The organism is Blastococcus sp. TML/C7B (assembly GCF_016612845.1).
Taxonomy (GTDB): Bacteria; Actinomycetota; Actinomycetes; order Mycobacteriales; family Geodermatophilaceae; genus Blastococcus.
Genome location: NZ_JAEOAA010000001.1, coordinates 1,144,382 through 1,162,879, shown reverse-complemented (window position 1 = coordinate 1,162,879; position 18,498 = coordinate 1,144,382). Strand labels below are relative to the sequence as shown.

At 75.9% G+C, this 18,498-nt stretch carries 19 protein-coding genes; 8 read left to right on the top strand and 11 right to left on the bottom strand.

The annotated features are described in order from the left end of the window. Positions 1-39 precede the first annotated feature (39 nt). The 9 genes from JKP76_RS05585 to JKP76_RS23295 all read right to left on the bottom strand — a co-directional run bounded on the left by JKP76_RS05585 (position 40) and on the right by JKP76_RS23295 (position 7,362). On the bottom strand, positions 40-1,161 hold the full coding sequence (locus JKP76_RS05585; protein WP_200489896.1) for an XdhC/CoxI family protein: 1,122 nt from the start codon (positions 1,159-1,161) through the stop codon (positions 40-42). A gap of 11 nt (positions 1,162-1,172) precedes the next feature. Next, the gene (locus JKP76_RS23300; protein WP_309229979.1) at positions 1,173-2,336 is read right to left on the bottom strand and encodes a VWA domain-containing protein; all 1,164 of its coding nucleotides are present in this window, start codon (positions 2,334-2,336) and stop codon (positions 1,173-1,175) included. After that, on the bottom strand, positions 2,329-3,207 hold the full coding sequence (locus JKP76_RS05575; protein ID WP_200489895.1) for a MoxR family ATPase: 879 nt from the start codon (positions 3,205-3,207) through the stop codon (positions 2,329-2,331). Before JKP76_RS05575 ends, JKP76_RS23300 begins: the two co-directional genes overlap by 8 nt. A gap of 25 nt (positions 3,208-3,232) precedes the next feature. Then, positions 3,233-3,655, bottom strand: a complete 423-nt coding sequence (locus JKP76_RS05570) for a molybdenum cofactor biosynthesis protein MoaE (RefSeq protein ID WP_309229980.1) — start codon at positions 3,653-3,655, stop codon at positions 3,233-3,235. Next, positions 3,652-4,245: an NTP transferase domain-containing protein gene (locus JKP76_RS05565; protein WP_200489894.1), complete on the bottom strand. Its 594-nt coding sequence runs from the start codon at positions 4,243-4,245 to the stop codon at positions 3,652-3,654. Before JKP76_RS05565 ends, JKP76_RS05570 begins: the two co-directional genes overlap by 4 nt. A gap of 44 nt (positions 4,246-4,289) precedes the next feature. Then, a complete protein-coding gene (locus JKP76_RS05560) occupies positions 4,290-5,342 on the bottom strand; it encodes an ABC transporter ATP-binding protein (RefSeq protein ID WP_200489893.1) in 1,053 nt (350 codons plus the stop codon). Continuing rightward, complete coding sequence (modB, locus tag JKP76_RS05555) at positions 5,339-6,142, bottom strand: molybdate ABC transporter permease subunit (RefSeq protein WP_200489892.1); 804 nt, start codon at positions 6,140-6,142, stop codon at positions 5,339-5,341. The genes JKP76_RS05560 and modB overlap by 4 nt, the downstream gene beginning before the upstream one ends. Next, on the bottom strand, positions 6,139-6,897 hold the full coding sequence (modA, locus tag JKP76_RS05550; RefSeq protein WP_309232855.1) for a molybdate ABC transporter substrate-binding protein: 759 nt from the start codon (positions 6,895-6,897) through the stop codon (positions 6,139-6,141). Before modA ends, modB begins: the two co-directional genes overlap by 4 nt. A gap of 72 nt (positions 6,898-6,969) precedes the next feature. After that, a complete protein-coding gene (locus JKP76_RS23295) occupies positions 6,970-7,362 on the bottom strand; it encodes a molybdopterin-binding protein (protein WP_200489891.1) in 393 nt (130 codons plus the stop codon). 79 nt (positions 7,363-7,441) lie between these two features. Here JKP76_RS23295 and JKP76_RS05540 point away from each other — a divergent pair, with 79 nt between their 5' ends. From JKP76_RS05540 to JKP76_RS05500, 8 genes are all read left to right on the top strand, one after another. Then, entirely contained in the window at positions 7,442-8,734 is a 1,293-nt protein-coding gene (locus tag JKP76_RS05540) for a DUF2786 domain-containing protein (protein ID WP_200489890.1), read from the top strand. A gap of 146 nt (positions 8,735-8,880) precedes the next feature. After that, the gene (locus JKP76_RS20420) at positions 8,881-10,839 is read left to right on the top strand and encodes an HNH endonuclease signature motif containing protein (protein WP_242471195.1); all 1,959 of its coding nucleotides are present in this window, start codon (positions 8,881-8,883) and stop codon (positions 10,837-10,839) included. 182 nt (positions 10,840-11,021) lie between these two features. Then, on the top strand, positions 11,022-12,686 hold the full coding sequence (locus tag JKP76_RS05525) for an ATP-dependent DNA helicase RecQ (protein WP_200489889.1): 1,665 nt from the start codon (positions 11,022-11,024) through the stop codon (positions 12,684-12,686). 84 nt (positions 12,687-12,770) lie between these two features. Continuing rightward, positions 12,771-14,435 carry a carbamoyltransferase C-terminal domain-containing protein gene (locus tag JKP76_RS23290; RefSeq protein WP_200489888.1) on the top strand — a complete coding sequence of 555 codons (1,665 nt, stop codon included), beginning with the start codon at positions 12,771-12,773 and terminating at the stop codon, positions 14,433-14,435. A 132-nt stretch (positions 14,436-14,567) separates the two neighbouring features. Then, positions 14,568-15,029, top strand: a complete 462-nt coding sequence (locus JKP76_RS05515) for a DUF4383 domain-containing protein (RefSeq protein WP_200489887.1) — start codon at positions 14,568-14,570, stop codon at positions 15,027-15,029. A 165-nt stretch (positions 15,030-15,194) separates the two neighbouring features. Beyond that, positions 15,195-16,340 carry an FtsX-like permease family protein gene (locus JKP76_RS05510; protein WP_200489886.1) on the top strand — a complete coding sequence of 382 codons (1,146 nt, stop codon included), beginning with the start codon at positions 15,195-15,197 and terminating at the stop codon, positions 16,338-16,340. Continuing rightward, positions 16,337-17,053, top strand: coding sequence for an ABC transporter ATP-binding protein (locus JKP76_RS05505; protein ID WP_200489885.1), 717 nt, complete (start codon positions 16,337-16,339; stop codon positions 17,051-17,053). The genes JKP76_RS05510 and JKP76_RS05505 overlap by 4 nt, the downstream gene beginning before the upstream one ends. An 8-nt stretch (positions 17,054-17,061) precedes the next feature. Next, a complete protein-coding gene (locus tag JKP76_RS05500) occupies positions 17,062-17,658 on the top strand; it encodes a TetR/AcrR family transcriptional regulator (RefSeq protein ID WP_200489884.1) in 597 nt (198 codons plus the stop codon). Here the strand turns inward: JKP76_RS05500 and JKP76_RS05495 are convergent. Beyond that, positions 17,655-17,855: a hypothetical protein gene (locus tag JKP76_RS05495; protein ID WP_200489883.1), complete on the bottom strand. Its 201-nt coding sequence runs from the start codon at positions 17,853-17,855 to the stop codon at positions 17,655-17,657. The genes JKP76_RS05500 and JKP76_RS05495 overlap by 4 nt on opposite strands. Before the next feature lie 79 nt (positions 17,856-17,934). Next, positions 17,935-18,462, bottom strand: coding sequence for an N-acetyltransferase (locus JKP76_RS05490; protein ID WP_207147069.1), 528 nt, complete (start codon positions 18,460-18,462; stop codon positions 17,935-17,937). Between the last annotated feature and the right edge of the window lie 36 nt (positions 18,463-18,498).

The window sequence follows — 18,498 nt, the reverse complement described above, 5'->3', positions numbered from 1 at the left end:
GTGATCTGGGCCACACCTACCGGCGCGTCCTCCCGCAGGTCAGCGGTCGGCGGTGCGGTGGATCGGGCCGGCGGTCCCGGTGAGCCGCTCTCCCGAGCCGCCCCAGCGGCCCGCGATGATCTCCGCCGCGATCGAGACGGCGGTCTCCTCGGGCGTGCGCGCGCCGAGGTCCAGCCCGATCGGCGAGGAGAGCCGGGCCAGCTCCGACGCGCTCAGGCCGGCGTCGGTGAGCCGCTCGAGCCGCTCCTCGTGCGTGCGCCGCGACCCCATCGCCCCGACGTAGGCGACCGGCAGCCGCAGCGCGACCTCCAGCAGCGGGACGTCGAACTTCGGGTCGTGGGTGAGCACGCACAGCACGGTGCGCTCGTCGATCCGCCCGGCGTCCACCTCGCCCTGCAGGTAGCGGTGCGGCCACTCCACGACCACCTCGTCGGCGTCCGGGAAGCGCTTGGGGGTGGCGAACACCGGCCGGGCGTCGCACACCGTCACCCGGTAGCCGAGGAAGGCGCCGACCCGCGCGACGGCGGCGGCGAAGTCGATCGCGCCGAACACGACCATCCTGGCCGGCGGCGCGAAGGAGTTCACGAACAGCTCGAGGTCGTCGCCGCGGCGCTCGCCGTCGTGGCCGAAGTGCAGCATCCCGGTGCGGCCGGCGACGAGCATGCCGCGGGCGTCGGCGGCCACGGCGTCGTCCAGGCGCTGCAGCCCGAAGCTGCCCGACGCCCGGTCGGGCCAGAGCACCATGCGCCGGCCCACCCGGTCGTCGCCGCCCTTCACGCAGGTGACGACGGCGACCGGCTCGTGCCGGTCGACGGACTCCTTGATCTCACCGAGCTCGGGGAAGGACTCGCGGGAGACCGGCTCGACGAAGACGTCGAGGATGCCGCCGCAGGTCAGGCCGACCGCGAAGGCGTCGTCGTCGCTCACGCCGTAGCGGCGCAGCGCCACCTCCCCCGTCTCGACGACGTCGGTCGCCTCCTCGTAGACCGCGCCCTCGACGCAGCCGCCGGAGACGCTGCCCACCGCCGTCCCGTCCGGGCCGACGAGCATCGACGCGCCGGCCGGGCGCGGGGCCGAGCGCCAGGTGGCGACGACGGTGCCCATGCCGACGGTCTGCCCCGCCTGCCACCACCCCACCAGGTCGTCGAGGACGTCACGCATCGCCGTCCACCTCAGGCACGTTGGATCACTCCCGTCAGCTCCTCGAACGCGGCCATGCTGTGCCCGGCGACGAACGCGTCGACCGAGGGCAGCGCCGCCCGGATGCCGCCGGCGAGGGGCTCGTACCCCGGGCGGCCCTTGTGCGGGTTCACCCACACCACGGCGTGCGCCAGGCGCTGGAGCCGCGCCATCTGCTCGCCGAGCAGATCCGTGCCGCCGCGCTCCCAGCCGTCGCTGCACACGACCACGACGGCGCCGCGGGCCGTGCCGCGCTGGCCCCACCGGTCCAGGAACGCCTTGAGCACCTCGCCGAGCCGCGTCCCGCCGGACCAGTCCGGGATCGCCGAGCCGGTGGCGGCCAGGGCGCGGTCCGGGTCGCGCAGCCGCAGCTCGCGGGTGACCCGGGTCAGCCGGGTGCCCACCGTGAACACCTCGGTGGACGCCGGCCGCGCCCGCACCGCGACGTGCGCGAAGCGCAGCAGCGCGTCGGCGTAGGGGCTCATCGAGCCGGAGACGTCGATGAGCAGCACCACCCGGCGGGGCCGCGGCGCGGCGTGCCGGTGCAGCAGGCGGGTCACCTCGCCGCCGTCCCGGAGCGCGCGGCGCACGGTGCGCGCGGCGTGGACGGAGCCGGCCGGGCTCGGCCGGCGGCGGCGCGAGGGCCGCATCGGCGCGGCCGGCCGCAGCACGGTGAACAGCCGGCGCAGGTGCGCCCGCTCGGCCGCGGTCAGCTCGCCGACGTCCCGGTGCCGCAGCACCTCGGCGGCGCTGGCCCGCACGGCCAGCTCGTCTCTCCCCGGGGACTCCTCGCCCCCGCCCGGGCCGACGTCGAGCGGGGCCATCGCGGAGACGACGCGCACCTCGGGCGCGGCGGTGCGCGGCGCCCGGGCCCGCTCGCCGCCGAACCACGCGGAGAAGGCGGCGTCGTAGCGGTCCAGGTCGTCCGGGCCGGAGCACAGGGTCAGCCGGCCGGCCCAGTAGACGTCGCCGGCGTCCAGGACGTCGAGGTGCCCGACCGCGGCCAGCATCGCCTCCACGCGGTCGGGGGAGGCCGCCACCCCGGCCGCGCGCAGGGTGCGGGCGAAGCCGAGGACGGTGTCGACGACGTCCCGCGTGCGCGTCCCGGCCGGCGTCCCAGTTCGCGTGTCAGCCCGCACCGCCCGCGTGTCAGCCACCGGCCAGCACCTCCCGCACCTGCTGCTGCACCCGCTCGGTGTCCTCCCGGTACTTGAGCACCGCGCCGAGCGTGCGGGCCGCGGTGTCGGGGTCCAGCTCGCGGGCGCCGAGGGTGTGCAGCGCGGTGGCCCAGTCCATCGCCTCGGCGATGCCCGGCGGCTTGAGCAGGTCCAGCGTGCGCAGCCGCGCCGTCGCCCGGGCCACCTCGCGGGCCAGTTGCTCGGTCACCGCGGGCAGCCGGCGACGCAGGATCGCCACCTCGCGGTCGAAGTCGGGGTGCTGGAGCCAGTGGTAGAGGCAGCGCCGCTTGAGCGCGTCGTGCACCTCGCGGGTGCGATTGGAGGTGAGCACCACGAGCGGCGGCGTCGTCGCCCGGACGGTGCCGAGCTCGGGGATGGAGATGGTGAAGTCCGACAGCACCTCGAGCAGGAACGCCTCGAACTCGTCGTCGGCGCGGTCGATCTCGTCGATGAGCAGCACCGACGGCGAGTCCTCCAGCGCCTGCAGCAGCGGGCGGGCCAGCAGGAACCGCCGGTCGTAGAGGGAGGCCTCCAGCGCGTCGGGGTTGTCGGCGGCGTGCGCGGCCTCGGCGGCGCGCAGGTGCAGCAGCTGGCGGCCGAAGTCCCAGTCGTACAGCGCTTGGCTGGCCTCCAGCCCCTCGTAGCACTGCAGCCGGTAGATGGGCCGGCCGGTGACCTCGGCCAGCGCGTGGGCCAGGGCCGTCTTGCCGACGCCGGCCTCCCCCTCCAGGAACAGCGGCCGGTGCATCGCCAGCGCCAGGTAGGCCGCCGTCGCCAGGCCCTCGTCGGGCAGGTAGCCGGTGCCCTCGAGCGCGGCCGCGAGCTCGTCCGGACTGGTGAGGGAGGTCACGCCGCGAGCATCCCACCGATCCCCCTCAGGGGCAGGCGACCCACTCCTCCTCGCCGTCGGTGAAGACCTGGCGCTTCCAGATGGGCAGCCGTTCCTTCACCACGTCGACCAGCTCGGCGCAGGCGGCGAACGCCGTGCCCCGGTGCGAGGCGCTGACCGCGCACGCCAGCGCGACGTCGCCGATGCCCAGCAGCCCGACGCGGTGGCTGACCGCCACGGCGTGCAGGCCCTCGCGGGCGGCGAACTCGTCGGCGATCTCGCGGATGACCTGCCCGGCGGTCGGGTGGCCGACGTACTCGAGCTCGGTCACCGACCGGCCGCCGTCGTGGTCGCGGACGACCCCGCAGAAGCTGACGACGGCGCCCGCGGCCTTGTCGGCCACGGCGTCCTCGTGCTCGGCGACGGACAGCGGCGCGTCGACGACTCTCGCTATCCGCCCGGCGGTCACGGCGCCGAAGGTACCCCGGGCGGGGGCACGTCGAGGTCGGCCGGATCGGCCAGGCCGGTGCAGTCGACCTCGATCACCCCGCCGTCGGGACCCGAGTGCGCGCCCAGGTAGCGGCGGGCGCCTTCGTCGCCGGTCGCGGACTCCGCTACGCCGGCCCAGTGCTCGCGGCCGAGCAGCACCGGGTGGCCGCGGACGCCGTCGTAGGTGGCGACGGCGAGCGCGTCGGGGGCTGCGTGCGCGGCGACGGCCCGCAGCGCCTCCGGGGTCATGCCCGGCATGTCGACCAGCGTGATCAGCGCGGCGTCGACCGTGCCCGGGAAGCCGCGCAGCCCGTCCAGGCCGGTGCGCAGCGAGGAGGCCATGCCGGTCTCCCAGTCCTTGTTGGCGACGACGGTGGCGCCCTCGAGGTCCGCAGCCCGCCACACGTCGACCGCCTGCGCGCCGAGGACGACGAGCACCACGTCGCAGGCCGCCCGCGCCGTCCGCACCGCCCGCTCGACCAGCAGGCTGCCCTCGTACTCGACCAGCGCCTTCGGCATCCCGTAGCGGCGGCCGCCCCCGGCGGCGAGGACGACGGCGGCGCAGGTCATGCCCGCCACTCTCCCAGAGGGCAGACATGGCCATCTCTGCCCTCTCAGCGGGCGTAGACGGCGACCTCGGAGGCCTTGACCGACGCCCAGACCTGCGCGCCCGGGGTCAGGCCGAGCTCGGCGAAGGCGGTCGCGGTGACGTCGGCGACCAGCGGCACGGCGCCCTCGAGCTCGCAGCGGACCGTCGTCCCGTGCGGCACGGCGCCGGCCAGCCGCAGCGGCCAGACGTTGCGCGGGCTGCCCTCGGGCCGGGCGAGGTGGAGGGCGACCGATTCCGGGCGGACGGCGGCGAACACCGGCCCGGTCACCTCCTCGGCGACGGCGACCTCCCCGCCGCCGTCCAGCAAGACCGCGGTGCCGCGCCCCGTGCCCGGCAGCAGCGAGAGCCCGACCAGCCGGGCGACGTAGTCGGTGCGCGGGTGCCGGGCCACCTCGGCGGGCCGGCCGGCCTGCACCACCCGCCCGTCCTCGACGACGACGACCCGGTCGGCCAGCGCCATGGCGTCGACCGGGTCGTGGGTGACCAGGACGGTGCTGCCGCCGAACTCGGCCAGGTGGCGGCGCAGCTCGGCGCGGACGGTGAGCCGGGTGCGGGCGTCCAGCGCGGAGAGCGGCTCGTCGAGCAGGAGCAGCGCGGGGTCCGGTGCCAGCGCGCGGGCCAGCGCCACCCGCTGCGCCTGGCCGCCGGACAGCTGCGCGGGCCTCGAGCGGGCGAACTCCGCCAGGCCGACCCGCTGCAGCCAGGCGGTGGCGGTGCGGCGTGCCTCGGAGCGGGTGACGCCGCGGGTGCGCAGGCCGAAGGCGACGTTGTCGGCGACGGTCAGGTGCGGGAACAGCAGGTGGTCCTGGAAGACCATGCCGAGGCGCCGGCGGTGCGGGGGCAGGTGCGTGCCGGCGGCGACGTCGTCCCAGATCGCGCCGTCGACCGCGGTCCGGCCGCCGTCCGGGGGCAGCAGGCCGGCCAACACCCGCAGCAGCGTGGACTTGCCGGCCCCGTTCGGGCCGAGGACGGCGAGCACCTCGCCGTCGTCGACCGCGACGTCGAGTTCCACGTGCAACATCCCGCGTCGCACGCGCACCTCGGCAGCGAGCGTCACGGCGCGGCCTCCGCGCGGCCCAGCCAGCGGTCGCGGAGCACGAGCAGCGTGGCGAGGGAGACGGCGAGCAGGACCAGCGACAGCACGATGGCGGCCTCCGGATCGCTCTGCAGCGCCAGGTAGACCGACAGCGGCATCGTCTGCGTCGTCCCGGGGAAGTTGCCGGCGAAGGTGATCGTGGCGCCGAACTCGCCCAGGGCCCGCGCCCAGCAGAGGACGGCGCCGGCAGCCACCCCGGGCGCGACGAGCGGCAGCGTGACGCGGCGGAAGGTGGTCCAGCGGTCGGCGCCGAGGGTGGCGGCGGCGTCCTCGAAGCGCGCGTCGGCAGCGCGCAGCGCGCCCTCCACGCTGATGACGAGGAAGGGCATCGCCACGAACGTCTCGGCGATCACCACCGCGGTCGTGGTGAACGGGATGGTGAGGCCGAACCACTGGTCGAGCCAGGTGCCGACGATGCCGTTGCGGCCCAGCACCAGGAACAGCGCGACGCCGCCGACGACCGGCGGGAGCACGAGCGGCACGGTGACCAGCGCCCGGAGGACGCTGCGCCCGCGGATGCGCGAGCGGGCCAGCACCCAGGCGAGCGGGACGCCGAGGACGAGCGAGACGGCGGTGGCGAGCGTCGCGCTGACCAGGGAGAGCCGCAGCGCCTGCCCGACGGCGGGGTCGGTCAGCCGGGTGCCGAGGTCGGACCACGGCGTCCGGACCAGCAGGCCGAGCAGCGGCAGGACGAGGAAGAGCGTGCCGAGGGCCGCGGGGACGAGGAGGGGCAGCGGGACGCCGCCGTCGCGCCTGCTCACGGGCCGGGTCGCCGGAAACCGGCCGCCGCCAGGGCGCGCTGCCCCTCGTCGGAGGCGACCAGGTCGACGAAGGCCCGCGCCGCCGCGGGGTTGGGCGCGTCGCGCAGCACGCACACCGGGTAGGCGTTGACCGCCCACTCGGCCGCGGGGAACGGCAGGCCCTCGACCGCGTCACCCGCGGCGAGGACGTCGGTGGCGTAGACCAGCGCGGCGTCGACCTCGCCGAGCTGCACCTTGGTGAGCGCGGCCTTCACGTCCTCCTCGAGGGTGTCCGGCCGCGGGGTGATGCCCGCCGCGTCGAAGACCGCCGTGGCCGCGGCGCCGCACGGCACGGTGGGCGCGCAGACGGCTAGGGCGAGCTCGGCGCGGGCGAAGTCGGCCAGGCCGGTGATCCCCGCCGGGTTGCCCTCGGGGACGACGATCTCCAGCACGTTCTCCGCGACGACCTGCGGTTCGCCGTCTGTCAGGCCGGCGTCGGTGACGACGGCCATCTGCGGCTCGTTCGCGCTGGCGAAGACGTCGGCCGGTGCGCCCTGGGTGAGCTGGGTGGCCAGCTGGGCGCTGCCGGCGAAGTTGAACTGGACCGCCAGACCCGGGTGCTCCGCCTCGAGCCGGTCGCCCAGGTCGGTGAAGACGTCGGTGAGCGAGGCGGCGGCGAAGACGGTCAGCGTGCCGCCGATCCCGCCGTCGTCCCTGGTGGACGGACCCGCCGCTGCCGGCGCAGCCGGCGAGCACCGCCAGCGCGAGCGCGGCACCGGCCGCGCGTCCGATCCGCATGCGCGGAACCCTAGCGGCTCACCGCTTCCGCGCGTGCGGTTCCCGCCCGCTCAGGGGACGTCGACGCTCACCTGGGTGGCCTTGACCGTCGCGACGGCCCGGACGCCCACCTCGAGGCCGAGCTCGTCGGCCGCCTCGCGGGACATGAGGGAGACGACGCGGAACGGGCCGGCCTGGATCTCGACCTGCGCCATGACGGTGTCGCGGACGACGCGGGTGACGATGCCGGTCAGCCGGTTGCGGGCGGAGGAGGAGCGGGTGACGCCGGGCTCCGGCGGCTCGTGCATCTCGGCGGCGACGCGGGCGAGGTCGGCGCCCTCCACCACGGCCGGGCCGCCGTCGCGTGCGGCCGGGAGCCGGCCGCTGTCGATCCAGCGGCGCACCGTGTCGTCGCTGACGCCGAGCAGGGCGGCCGCCTCGGCGATCCGGTAGGTGGCGGCCACGTGCCGACCCTAGACGTGCCTGTGGACGGGACGCCGCCGTCCACAGCCGCCCGGGCCGGACGTCGGCCGGGCGGGCAGCATGCCCGACGTGATGGACGACGCCTGGCTCGCCGACCTGCTCCGGCACCGCGCCCCGCTGCTCGCCGACCCCGGGAGCGCGACCGAGCTGGCCGGCGCGCTGGCGGCGCGGGGGGTCGCGCTGGACGGCGACGGCTCGGTCACGGCCGCCCTGGTCGAGGCCGGGCTGCTCGAGGCGCTGGACGGGACGTGGGAGCGCGGGTGGCAGCCGGCCGACGTCGCGCACGCGGCCCGCCGGAAGGCGACGGCCGGGTCGGTGCCGCTGGTCGTGGCGCTGATCGGTGCGCACGCGCGGCGGACTGCGGCGGCGGAGCGGGCCCCGGAGGCCTGGGTGGAGCAGCTGCGCGAGCTGGGCGCCCTCGACGGCGGTGCCGCTGCCGGGGATCCGACCGCCGACGGGGCCGGTGCCGTGGTGGCCGGGTGGCAGCGCTCCGAGCGCCGGTCGGCGGCCGAGGCCTGGCGGATCGCGCTCCAGCTGCTCGGGGTGCTGCGCGGCTCGCCGCGGATCGAGCTGCTGGTGCCGCCGCCGTCGCGGTGGGGTGACGCTCGGCGCCGGGCATCCCCTCCCGGCGCGAGGCCAGGGCCGACCGCTGCGGCCGGCGAGGAGCGCGCCCTGCGCGTCATCCGCGGGCTGCTGGCCAAGGCGGAGGCGACCGACTTCGCCGAGGAGGCCGAGGCGCTGACCGCCAAGGCGCAGGAGCTCATGACCCGGCACGCCGTGGATGCCGCGGTGCTGCAGGGTGAGCTGCCGGCGGGCGAGGTGGGCACCCGGCGGGTGCACGTCGCCGACCCGTACGTGCGGGCGAAGGTGCAGCTGCTGGGCGCGGTCGCGGAGGCGAACGACGCGCGGATGGTCTGGTACCAGGGGTTGGGCATCGCGACGGTGGTGGGCGCGCGGGCCGACCTGGACGCCGTCGAGCTGCTGTTCACCTCGCTGCTGCTGCAGGTCGCGCAGGGGCTGGCCGCCGCCGAGCGGACCCGAGGGCCCTCCGCCTCGCCGCGCGCGTTCCGCCGGGCGTTCCTCCTCGGCTACGCGCACCGGGTGGGCGAGCGGCTGCAGGAGGCCCGTCGCCGCGCCACCGCCGAGGCCACCGCTGCGGCGGCGGAGCGCGAGGTGGACCTGCTGCCGGTGCTCCGTTCGCGCACGGAGGCCGTCGACACCGCGCTCGCCCAGCTCTTCCCGAAGCTGCGCACCAGCCGCAGCCGGGCGTCGGTCGACGCCGGCGGGTGGCTCGCCGGGCAGTCCGCGGCCGAACGCGCCGACGTCGGCTCCCGCCGCCCGCCCCTCGGCTGACCCGCCCGCCCGCGCCGCCACCGAGCCCCGCTGCGTGGCCGGACGTTCCCGCGGGAACGTCCGGCCACCGCTCGTCGCCTCGTCGCCGGACATCGGGCCGCCGCCGACCAGCGGAAACTGTCGGACCACACCCCTACCGTTCGAACATGCGATCGAATGATCAGGCAGACGAGACGCCGCTGGCGGAGCTGGCCGCGGCGATCACCACCGGCGCGGTGCGGCTGGCGGCGGCCACCGCGACCTGGCTGCGACTGGTGGCGGAGTTCGACCGCCGCGGGGGCTGGCACGGCGTCGGCATCCTGTCCTGCGCCCACTGGCTCGCCTGGCAGTGCGGCCTCGGGCCCGGCGCGGCCCGCGAGCACGTCCGGGTCGCGCGAGCGCTGGGCGGGCTCCCGCTGATCGAGGAGGAGTTCGCGGCCGGGCGGCTGTCGTACTCGAAGGTCCGCGCGCTCACCCGCATCGCGGCGCCGGACTGCGAGGCCTCGCTGGTCGAGTTCGCGCTCTGCGCCACCGCCTCGCAGACCGAGCGCTTCTGCCGCCAGTGGCGCCGCGCCGACGCCGCCGCAGCCGGCGACCCCGGGACGGGCTCCCGGGGGGTCGGCGCCGAGGACCTGCAGTCCTTCGAGCACTGGTACGACGACGACGGCTTCCTGACGCTCGAGGTCCGCATGCCCGGGCCGGCCGGAGCAGCCCTGATGACCCGGATCGAGGCCCGCGCGGAGCGGGACGCCCGGCGCGAACGGGCCCAGGCGACGAAGGCGACCGCCCGCCACGAGGCGATCCGGGCGGCCGGGGGCACCGTCGACCGCGAGATCGAGAAGCGCTGCGCCGAGGATGCCGCGGTGGGCCGCGTTCGCGAGCGCACCACGGCCCGCCGCATCGCCGCCCTGGCCGAGCTCGTCGAGGCCGGCGCCGCACGCGGCCACCGCCGGCCCGGCGACCCGCCACGGCGCGAGGTGGTGGTGCACGTCGACGCCGCGGTCATCGCCGACGACGCCGCGGCCGGCCGGGCGTACGTCGAGGGCGGGCCGGCCATCACGGGCGCTGATGTCCGCCGCCTGCTCTGCGAGGCGACCGTCGTGACGATGCTGGAACGCGGCCGGGAACCGCTCGCGGTCGGACGCCGGCAGCGCCGCGCGACGAAGGCCCAGCGGCGCGCCCTGTACCGCCGCGACGGCGGCTGCGCCCGCCCCGGCTGCCCCGAGACCCGCATCGAGCGACTGCACGCCCACCACATGCGGCACTGGATCTTCGGCGGCCGGACCGACATCGACAACATGGTGCTGCTGTGCGACGTCGACCACGGCCTGGTCCACGACCACGGCCTCGTGGTCAGCCGGCGCGACGGACGGCTCGTCGTGCTGACCCCTGACGGCCGGCGCGTGTGGGGCGGCCCCGACGCCGCCTTCGTCGGCGGCCTGGCAGGTGCTCAGAGCTCGGACGCGGACGGCGCCGCCGGCAGCTCGCCCGACCGGGCGGAGGTCTTCGCCGGCGTGCACCCCCTCGACACGACCGTCGGTCCCCGCCCCTCGGACACCGCACCCCCGACCACACCCGTGGACGCGGACCTCGACCAGCTCCTCGGCGGTGCCCCCGCCGCGACCGGTGCTGGCCACCGATGCCTACGGCGAACCGCTCGGCAGGCGGGCCGGGCGCGCGGCGGGCCGCCGACGCACCGATCACCGCCGCGGCCGACCGGTGCCCACGCACCCCGGCGCTCCCGGCCGGGCGGGTCGCCCACCCGCCGGGCCCGGCGGCCCGCGGCACGCCTGGCGCATCCGTGGTGCCACCGGCCCTGCGTCCCCCGGCGCGGACAGGCGGGACGGGCTGAACGGGCGGGACGGGCTGGACGGGCTGGACGGGCTGGACGGGCTGGACGGGCTGGACCGGATCCTCTTCCCGGACGGCGCGCCGGCACGCCCGATGCCCGGCGACGCCCACTACGAGCGACTCGACATGGCCTGGGCGATCAGCGTCCTGATGGGGCACCGCGAGGTGGTCCGCCGACGGGATGCCGAGCGCGGGCCGGCGGCCGGGTGATCCGGACGTTCCCGCGGGAACGTCCACACGGCGCCCCCCGCCCGACCGCGGCGCGCCGGTGGTGAGACCCCGGCACGGTTTGCCGAGCCCGGGCGACGGGGAGGGGGAGCCGGTGCCGACCGCCTCTCCCGAGACCACCCCCGCCGAAGACCTCCCCGGCGATCCCGACGACACCGCAGGCGCAGGCAACCCAGCGGGTGCAGACAACCCGGTAGGCGCAGACAACCCGGCAGGTGCCACGGCATCCGTGCGCACCCGGCGGATCCGGCAGTTCGCCCGCGACGTGCTGGGCTACGACTCCTTCCGCCCCGGCCAGGAAGAGGCGATGCAGGCGGTCGTCGGCGGGCGGGACACCCTCGCCGTCCTGCCCTCGGGTGCCGGCAAGACCGCCGTCTACCAGGTGGCGGGGCAGCTCCTCGACGGACCGGTCGTCGTCGTCTCGCCGCTCATCGCCCTGCAGCGCGACCAGGTCGAGCGGCTCACCGAGCTCCAGGAGCAGGCCGGGCGCCCCGCGCAGCTCAACTCCACGATGTCCGTCGGCGACCAGCGCGCGGCCCTCGCGGACCTCGGTGACGGAACGGTCCGCTTCCTCTTCCTCGCCCCCGAGCAGCTCGCCAAGCCCGACGTCGTCGAGGCGCTCGCCGCGGCCAAGCCCGCGCTCTTCGTCGTCGACGAGGCGCACTGCGTCTCCGCCTGGGGCCACGACTTCCGCCCCGACTACCTGCGCCTCGGCACCGCCGTCGAGCAGCTCGGCTCCCCCACCGTCCTGGCGCTCACCGCCACCGCCGCCCCGCCGGTCCGCGCGGAGATCGTCGAGCGGCTCGGCATGACCGACCCCGCCGTCGTCGTCGCGGGCTTCGACCGCCCCGAGATCCGGCTCGAGGTCGACCACCACGCCGACGCGCACGGCAAGGAGCAGGGCGTCCTGGACCGCGTGCTCGCCGAGATCGGCGAGGGCCGTGGCCCCGGCATCGTCTACAGCGCCACCCGCAAGGGCACCGAGACCATCGCCGACGCGCTGCGCGACCGCGGCCTGCGCGCCCGGCACTACCACGCGGGCCTGAACAAGGGCGACCGCGAGGAGACCCAGCGCGCCTGGATGGACGACGAGCTGGACGTCGTCGTCGCCACCACCGCCTTCGGCATGGGCATCGACAAGCCCGGCACCCGCTTCGTCATCCACTCCGAGCCGGCCGACTCGGTCGACAGCTACTACCAGGAGATCGGTCGCGCCGGCCGCGACGGCGACCCCGCCCTGGCCGTGCTCGTCTACCGCCAGGAGGACCTCGGCCTGCGCCGCTTCTTCGCCGCCGGCACCCCCGCCGAGGAAGAGCTCCAGCAGGTCGCCGGCCTGGTCTCCGCCGCCCCCGCCGCGGGCCTGCAGGACGGCGTCGACGTCAAGACCCTCCGCGAGGAGACCGGCCGTGCCGCCAGCCCGCTGGTCCGCGACCTCAACCTGCTCGAAGCCGTCGAGGCCGTCGTCATCGACGAGGAGGGCGCGGCCCACCCCGCGCCGGACGCCCCCAGCCCCGGGGAGGCCGCCGCGGCCGCCCGCGAGCTCGCCGAGCACCACGAGAAGGTCGACCAGAGCCGCGTCGAGATGATGCGCGGCTACGCCGAGACCACCGAGTGCCGGCGCCAGTTCCTGCTCGGCTACTTCGGCGAGCAGCTCGACGAGCCCTGCGGCAACTGCGACAACTGCTCCTCCGGCGTCGCGCAGGAGCACCCCGGTCCCGACGACCACGACACCCCGTTCCCCGTCGAGACCCCGGTCGAGCACACCGAGTGGGGCAACGGCGTGGTCATGCGCGTCGAGGACGACCGGATCACCGTGCTGTTCGACGACGTCGGCTACAAGACCCTCGGCCTCGCCGCCGTCGTCGACAACGAGCTGCTCCGCGTCCGCCCCTGAGGCGAACCGGGCGGTACCGCTTCGACCTGCGGGTCAGGGCGTCCGACGCCATCATCAGCGCAGGCGGCGGAGAGGAGCCCCAGCGTGAAGGTCCTCGGCATCAACGCGATCTACCACGACCCCGCGGCGGCGCTCGTCGTCGACGGGGAGGTCGTGGCCGCCGCGGAGGAGGAGCGGTTCAGCCGGCGCAAGCACGGCAAGCGCCCCCTGCCGTGGAGCGCGTGGGAGCTGCCCGAGTTGTCGGCCGCCTGGTGCTTGAAGGAGGCCGGCATCCGGCCGGAGGAGCTCGACGCGGTCGCCTACTCCTTCGACCCCGGCCTGATGACGACGCCGGAGGACACCGGCCTGTTCGACGACGGCGACACCATGCGCAAGCGGTACGCCGAGATGGCGCCGGACTTCCTGGCGCACGCGCTGCCCGGGCTGGACCCCGCGAAGGTCCGCTACGTCAAGCACCACGTCGCGCACGCGGCGTCGGCCGGGCTCGCCGCTCCGGGCCGGGCGGGCAGCCGGGACAACGCCGTCCTCGTCCTCGACGGCCGCGGCGAGGCGCACAGCCACCTCGCCGGGCGCTACGTGGACGGGCAGCTGGAGGTCCTCGCCGGGCAGGCGCTCCCCCACTCCCTGGGCCTGATGTACGAGGAGCTCACCGACCACCTGGGCTTCCTGCGCAGCTCCGACGAGTTCAAGGTCATGGCGATGGCCTCCTACGGCAAGCCCCGCTTCCTCGGCGACCTCGCGGAGCTCATCCGCGCCACCGACGACGGCGGCTTCCGCACGGAGAAGATCGACTTCTCGGAGTTCGCGCCGCGCCTGGCCGCGGGCGACCGGTGGACCGAGGCACACGCCGACCTCGCCGCCAGCGTGCAGACCCGCCTCGAGGAGGTGCTGGTCGACCTGGCCCGCTGGGTGCACGAGCAGACCGGCGAGAAGACCCTGACCCTCGCCGGCGGCACCGCGCTCAACTGCGTGGCCAACACCCGCATCCTCGCCGAGAGCCCGTTCGAGCAGGTCTGGGTGCAGCCGGCCGCCGGCGACGCCGGCACCGCCCTGGGCGCCGCGCTGCACGTGGCCCGCGAGCTCGGCGAGGACACCCGGCCGATGCCGGGCGCGGCGCTGGGCCGGGGCTGGAGCGACGAGCAGATCGAGCAGGTGCTGCGGACGGCGGCGATCGACTACGAGCGGCCGGACGACGTCGCCGAGGCCGTCGCGGAGGTGCTCGCGGACAACGGCATCGTCGCCTGGTTCCAGGGCCGCAGCGAGTACGGCCCCCGCGCACTGGGGCACCGCTCGCTGCTCGCGCACCCCGGGCACGAGGCCAACCTCGAGCGGATGAACGACGTGAAGGGCCGCGAGCAGTTCCGCCCGGTCGCCCCCATGGTGCTGCTGGAGCGGGCGCCGGAGATCTTCAGCCGCGGCCCGATCCCCTCGCCGTACATGCTCTTCGTGCACGACGTCGCCGAGGAGTGGCGCGAGCGCATCCCCACGGTCACCCACGTCGACGGGACGGCGCGGATCCAGACCATCGACCCGGAGCGGCAGCCGCTCGTGCACCGGATGATCTCCGCCTTCGAGCGGCGCACCGGCATCCCCGTCGTCGTCAACACCAGCCTGAACACCGCCGGGCGGCCGATGGTCGACGACCCGCGGGACGCCCTGGAGTGCTTCGGCTCCGCGCCGGTGGACCTGCTGGCGATCGGCCCGTTCGTCGTCCGCCGGCCGAAGCCGACATCTCGCACCGGCGGCTGAGGGGCCCGGCGACCCGGGAACCGGTCACGATCGGGTGACGCGTACCGGCGATCGGCGTTCCCGCGTCGGGTTGGGGTACCGGGAGGTTCCGTCGCGATCGCGGCGGGACACCGACTGCCCCTGGAGATCAGCATGTCCGCTTCGCACACCCCCCGGGCCGACCGGGGCCTGACGTGGCCGCAGATCCTGGGCCTGGCCTTCGGCGCCGTCTACCTGCTCATCGGCGTCATCGGCTTCTTCATCACCGGGTTCGACAACTTCTTCGGCAACGAGAACGGTGCCGACGTCCACCACATGGACGAGAACCTGCTCGGGTTCATGATCAACCCGATGCACAACGTGGTGCACATCCTCATCGGCGCCGTGGGTCTGGCGCTGTCCCGCACGCTCGCCGGCGCACGCACCTACGGCTGGCTGCTGGCCATCGGGTACGGGGCGGCCTTCATCTACGGCCTGTTCGCCGTCGGCGAGGACTGGGACTTCCTCAACCTCAACGCCGCCGACAACGTGCTGCACCTCCTGACCGCGCTGGTCGGTCTGGTCATCGCACTGGGCCCGGTCCGGACCGCCGTCGACAACCGGCGCACGGTCTGACCTGATCCGCTCCGGAGCCGGATCCCCGCCGGGGGTCCGGCTCCGCTGCGTTCCGGCTGGTGTCGCACGACACCCCGCCCCAAGGGTCTTTCCCGACACGACGTCGGTAAAGTTCCCGATGCGCCGTCGGCAAATCGCCTCCCCGATGCGGCGCAGGGGGTTCCCATGTTCCTCGGCGCCCGCGAACTGCTGTTCGCCCGCGGCCGTTTCAGCCTCATGGGCGCCGTCGTGGCGCTCATCGCCCTGCTGGTCGTCCTGCTCTCCGGCCTCTCCACGGGGCTGGTCAACGACGGCGTCTCGGGCCTGCAGCGGTTGCCGGTCACGGCCTTCGCCTTCGCGGCGGACAGCAAGACCGACTCCGCCTTCTCTCGCAGCGTCGTCACCCTCGACCAGGTCGACGTCTGGGCGGAGCAGCCCGGGGTCGCCGAGGCGGCGCCGTTCGGCAACGCCCTGGTCAACGGCAGCGCGGTCGCACCGGACGGCGTGGGAACCCCCGTCGACCTCGCTCTCTTCGGCGTGGAGACGGACTCCTTCCTCGCCCCCACCCCCGCCGACGGCGCCGACCTGGGCGACGACCCGACCGGCATCGTGATCAGCGGCACGCTCGTCGACGACGGCGTGACCATCGGCGACACGATCGTGCTCGACCGCCTCGGCACCGAGCTCACCGTCGTCGGCGCCCTCGGGGAGCAGCACACCTACGGCCACGTCGACGTCGCGTACGTCCCGCTGCGCACCTGGCAGGAGGTGCAGGCCGGCGCGCGTCCCGGCGAGGAGCCCCGCGAGGGCGCCTACACCGAGGCGACCGCGGTGGCGCTGGCCGCCGAGGACGGCACCGACCTGGACGTGGCGGCCGGCGACGAGGCCGCCGACACCCGGACCCTGACGCTCGAGGAGTCGTTCGGCGGCTCCCCCGGCTACACGGCCGAGACCTCGACGCTCAGCCTGATCGAGGGGTTCCTGTTCGTCATCTCCGCGCTGGTCATCGGCGCGTTCTTCACCGTCTGGACCATCAACCGCCGGCACGAGCTCGCGGTGATCCGGGCGATGGGCGCCACGTCGGGCTACCTCGTCCGCGACACCGTGGCGCAGGCCGCCGTCGTGCTGGTCGTGTCCACGGGTGTCGGGGTGCTCGTCGGCCTCGGCGTCGGCGCCCTGCTCTCCGGCAGCGCCATGCCCTTCGCCCTGGAGGCCGGCCCGATCACCGGTGCCGCGCTCGCCCTCGTCGTCCTCGGCCTCCTCGGCGCGGCCGCGGCCGCGACCCGCATCTCCCGCATCGACCCGCTCACCGCCCTCGGAGGACAGCGATGACCGTCGGCCAGACCACCGCCGGCCGGACCACCACCGGATTGACCCTCGCCGGCGTGACCCTGCGCCTCGGCGACGGTGACGCGGAGGTGACCGCGCTGGACGACGTCTCGTTCTCCGCGGCGCCCGGCGAGCTCGTCGCGGTGGTCGGCCCCTCCGGGTCGGGCAAGTCCAGCCTGCTCGCCGTCGCCGGCGGGCTGATCAGCCCGGACAGCGGCGAGGTGCGCATCGACGGCACCGACCTGACGACCGCCTCCCGGCGGGACCTCGCGCGCTACCGCCGGGAGCAGGTGGGCTTCGTCTTCCAGTCCGGCAACCTGATCCCGGCGCTGACGGCCATCGACCAGCTGCGCTTCGCGCTGAAGGTGGCCGGGCGCCCGGCGGTCGCGGGGCGCACCCCCGAGCAGCTGCTGGACCGGGTCGGCATGGGCGCCCGGGCCCGGCACCGGCCGCACCAGCTCTCCGGCGGCGAGCGGCAGCGCGTGGGCATCGCCCGGGCGCTGGTGAGCCGGCCGTCGGTGCTGCTGGTCGACGAGCCGACGGCGGCCCTCGACCGTGCCCGCAGCCGCGAGATCGTCGCGCTGCTCGCCGAGGAGACGCACGAGCACGGTGTCGCCACGGTCATGGTCACCCACGACCACGACGTCCTGGGTGCCTGCGACCGCGTGCTCGAGATGGTGGATGGGAAGCTGTCGGAGGTATCCGCCGTCAGCTGAGGAGGCACGTGCCCCGCATCCGGGCGGCCACCGTCGCCGAGCACCGGGCCGCGCAGCTGCGCGCCCTGCTCGACGCCGGCCGGGCGGTCATCACCGAGACCGGGCGGCCCCCGACGCTCAGCGGGGTCGCCGCCGGGGCCGGGCTGGCGCGGTCCAGCGTCTACGAGTACTTCACGTCGGCCGACGACCTGCTCGGCGCGCTGGTCGAGGACATCACCCCGCGCTGGCTGGCCCGGCTGCGGTCCGAGATGGACGCCGCGGCCTCGCCCGCCGCCGCGGTCCTCGCCTACGCCCGCGCCAGCCTCGCCCAGGTCGCCGAGGGCGAGCACACCGTCATCGCGGCGCTGGCGTCGATCGCGCCGGGGCACGTCACCGGCGAGCGGGCGCGCGCCATGCACGAGGAGCTGCTCGATCCCCTGGTCGAGGCGCTGACCGCCCTCGGCGTGCCCGACGTGCACCTGGTGGCCGAGCAGGTGGACGCCATGGTGCGCACCGCGTCCCGGCAGATCGAGGACGGCGCCGGGCTGGAGCGGGTGTGGGCGACGACCTCCGCGCTGCTGGAGCCGTTCGTCGCCTCGAGCGCCCGGGCGCCCGCGAGCGGCTAGCGCGCCCGGCCGCCTCCGGCCCGCCGGTACATCACCGCGCCGGCGGCCCCCACCAGCACGGCGACGACGAGCTGCGCGATCCCCCATCCGGCGCGGTCGCTGCCGAACCAGGTGACCGACGAGACCAGCAGGACGACGGCGACGCCGACGACGAACAAGGCGATCTGGCGGGCGCGGTCAGGGGTGCCGGCGGTCATGCCCCCGGTCTACCAGAGGCCCCGGACGGCGCGCGCAGGTCGGTCGGCCCGCGCAGATCGGTCGGCCCGCGCAGATCGGTCAGAGGGCCCGGGCGAGCAGGATCTCGTCGCGGTCGTCACCGGGCGCCACGCGGACCGCGCCGGGCACCCGGCCCACCTCGGCGTAGCCGAGCCCCTTGTAGAACGCCTCGACGCCGGTGCCGCCGCGGGCGCCGAGGGTGACGAACTCCCACCCGCGGTCGGCGGCGATGCGGTGCACGCCCTCCATGAGCGCCCGGCCCAGGCCGCGGCCCTGCAACGACGGGTGCACCTGCACCCGCAGGACGGTGCCCCAGTGCCGGCGCAGCGGCGACGACGAGCCGACCAGCGCCGCGAAGCCCGCCGTCCCCCCGCCGGCGGTGAGGACGCACAGCACGTCCCGCCCCGACCCGACGCCCTCGAGCAGCCGGTCGAGCACCGGCGCGACGTCGGCCGGGGTCACCGGGGCGACGAACCCGACCGCGCCCCCGGCGTTGGTGACGTCGACCCAGCAGGCGAGGAGCTCGGCCCGCAGGGCGTCGTCCACGGTGGTCACGGCACGGACGTCGGCGGCGGGCACGCCCCCCATCCTCCCGCGCCGCTCCGGACCCGGCGTCGGGGGCTT

Coding starts and splice junctions, on each gene's coding strand:
- JKP76_RS05505 (WP_200489885.1), top strand. CDS start 16,337: ATGACCGTCGGCCAGACCACCGCCGGCCGGACCACCACCGGATTGACC.
- JKP76_RS05490 (WP_207147069.1), bottom strand. CDS start 18,462: ATGGGGGGCGTGCCCGCCGCCGACGTCCGTGCCGTGACCACCGTGGAC.
- JKP76_RS05565 (WP_200489894.1), bottom strand. CDS start 4,245: ATGACCTGCGCCGCCGTCGTCCTCGCCGCCGGGGGCGGCCGCCGCTAC.
- JKP76_RS05585 (WP_200489896.1), bottom strand. CDS start 1,161: ATGCGTGACGTCCTCGACGACCTGGTGGGGTGGTGGCAGGCGGGGCAG.
- JKP76_RS05495 (WP_200489883.1), bottom strand. CDS start 17,855: ATGACCGCCGGCACCCCTGACCGCGCCCGCCAGATCGCCTTGTTCGTC.
- JKP76_RS20420 (WP_242471195.1), top strand. CDS start 8,881: ATGCGATCGAATGATCAGGCAGACGAGACGCCGCTGGCGGAGCTGGCC.
- JKP76_RS05540 (WP_200489890.1), top strand. CDS start 7,442: ATGCCCGACGTGATGGACGACGCCTGGCTCGCCGACCTGCTCCGGCAC.
- JKP76_RS05510 (WP_200489886.1), top strand. CDS start 15,195: ATGTTCCTCGGCGCCCGCGAACTGCTGTTCGCCCGCGGCCGTTTCAGC.
- JKP76_RS05515 (WP_200489887.1), top strand. CDS start 14,568: ATGTCCGCTTCGCACACCCCCCGGGCCGACCGGGGCCTGACGTGGCCG.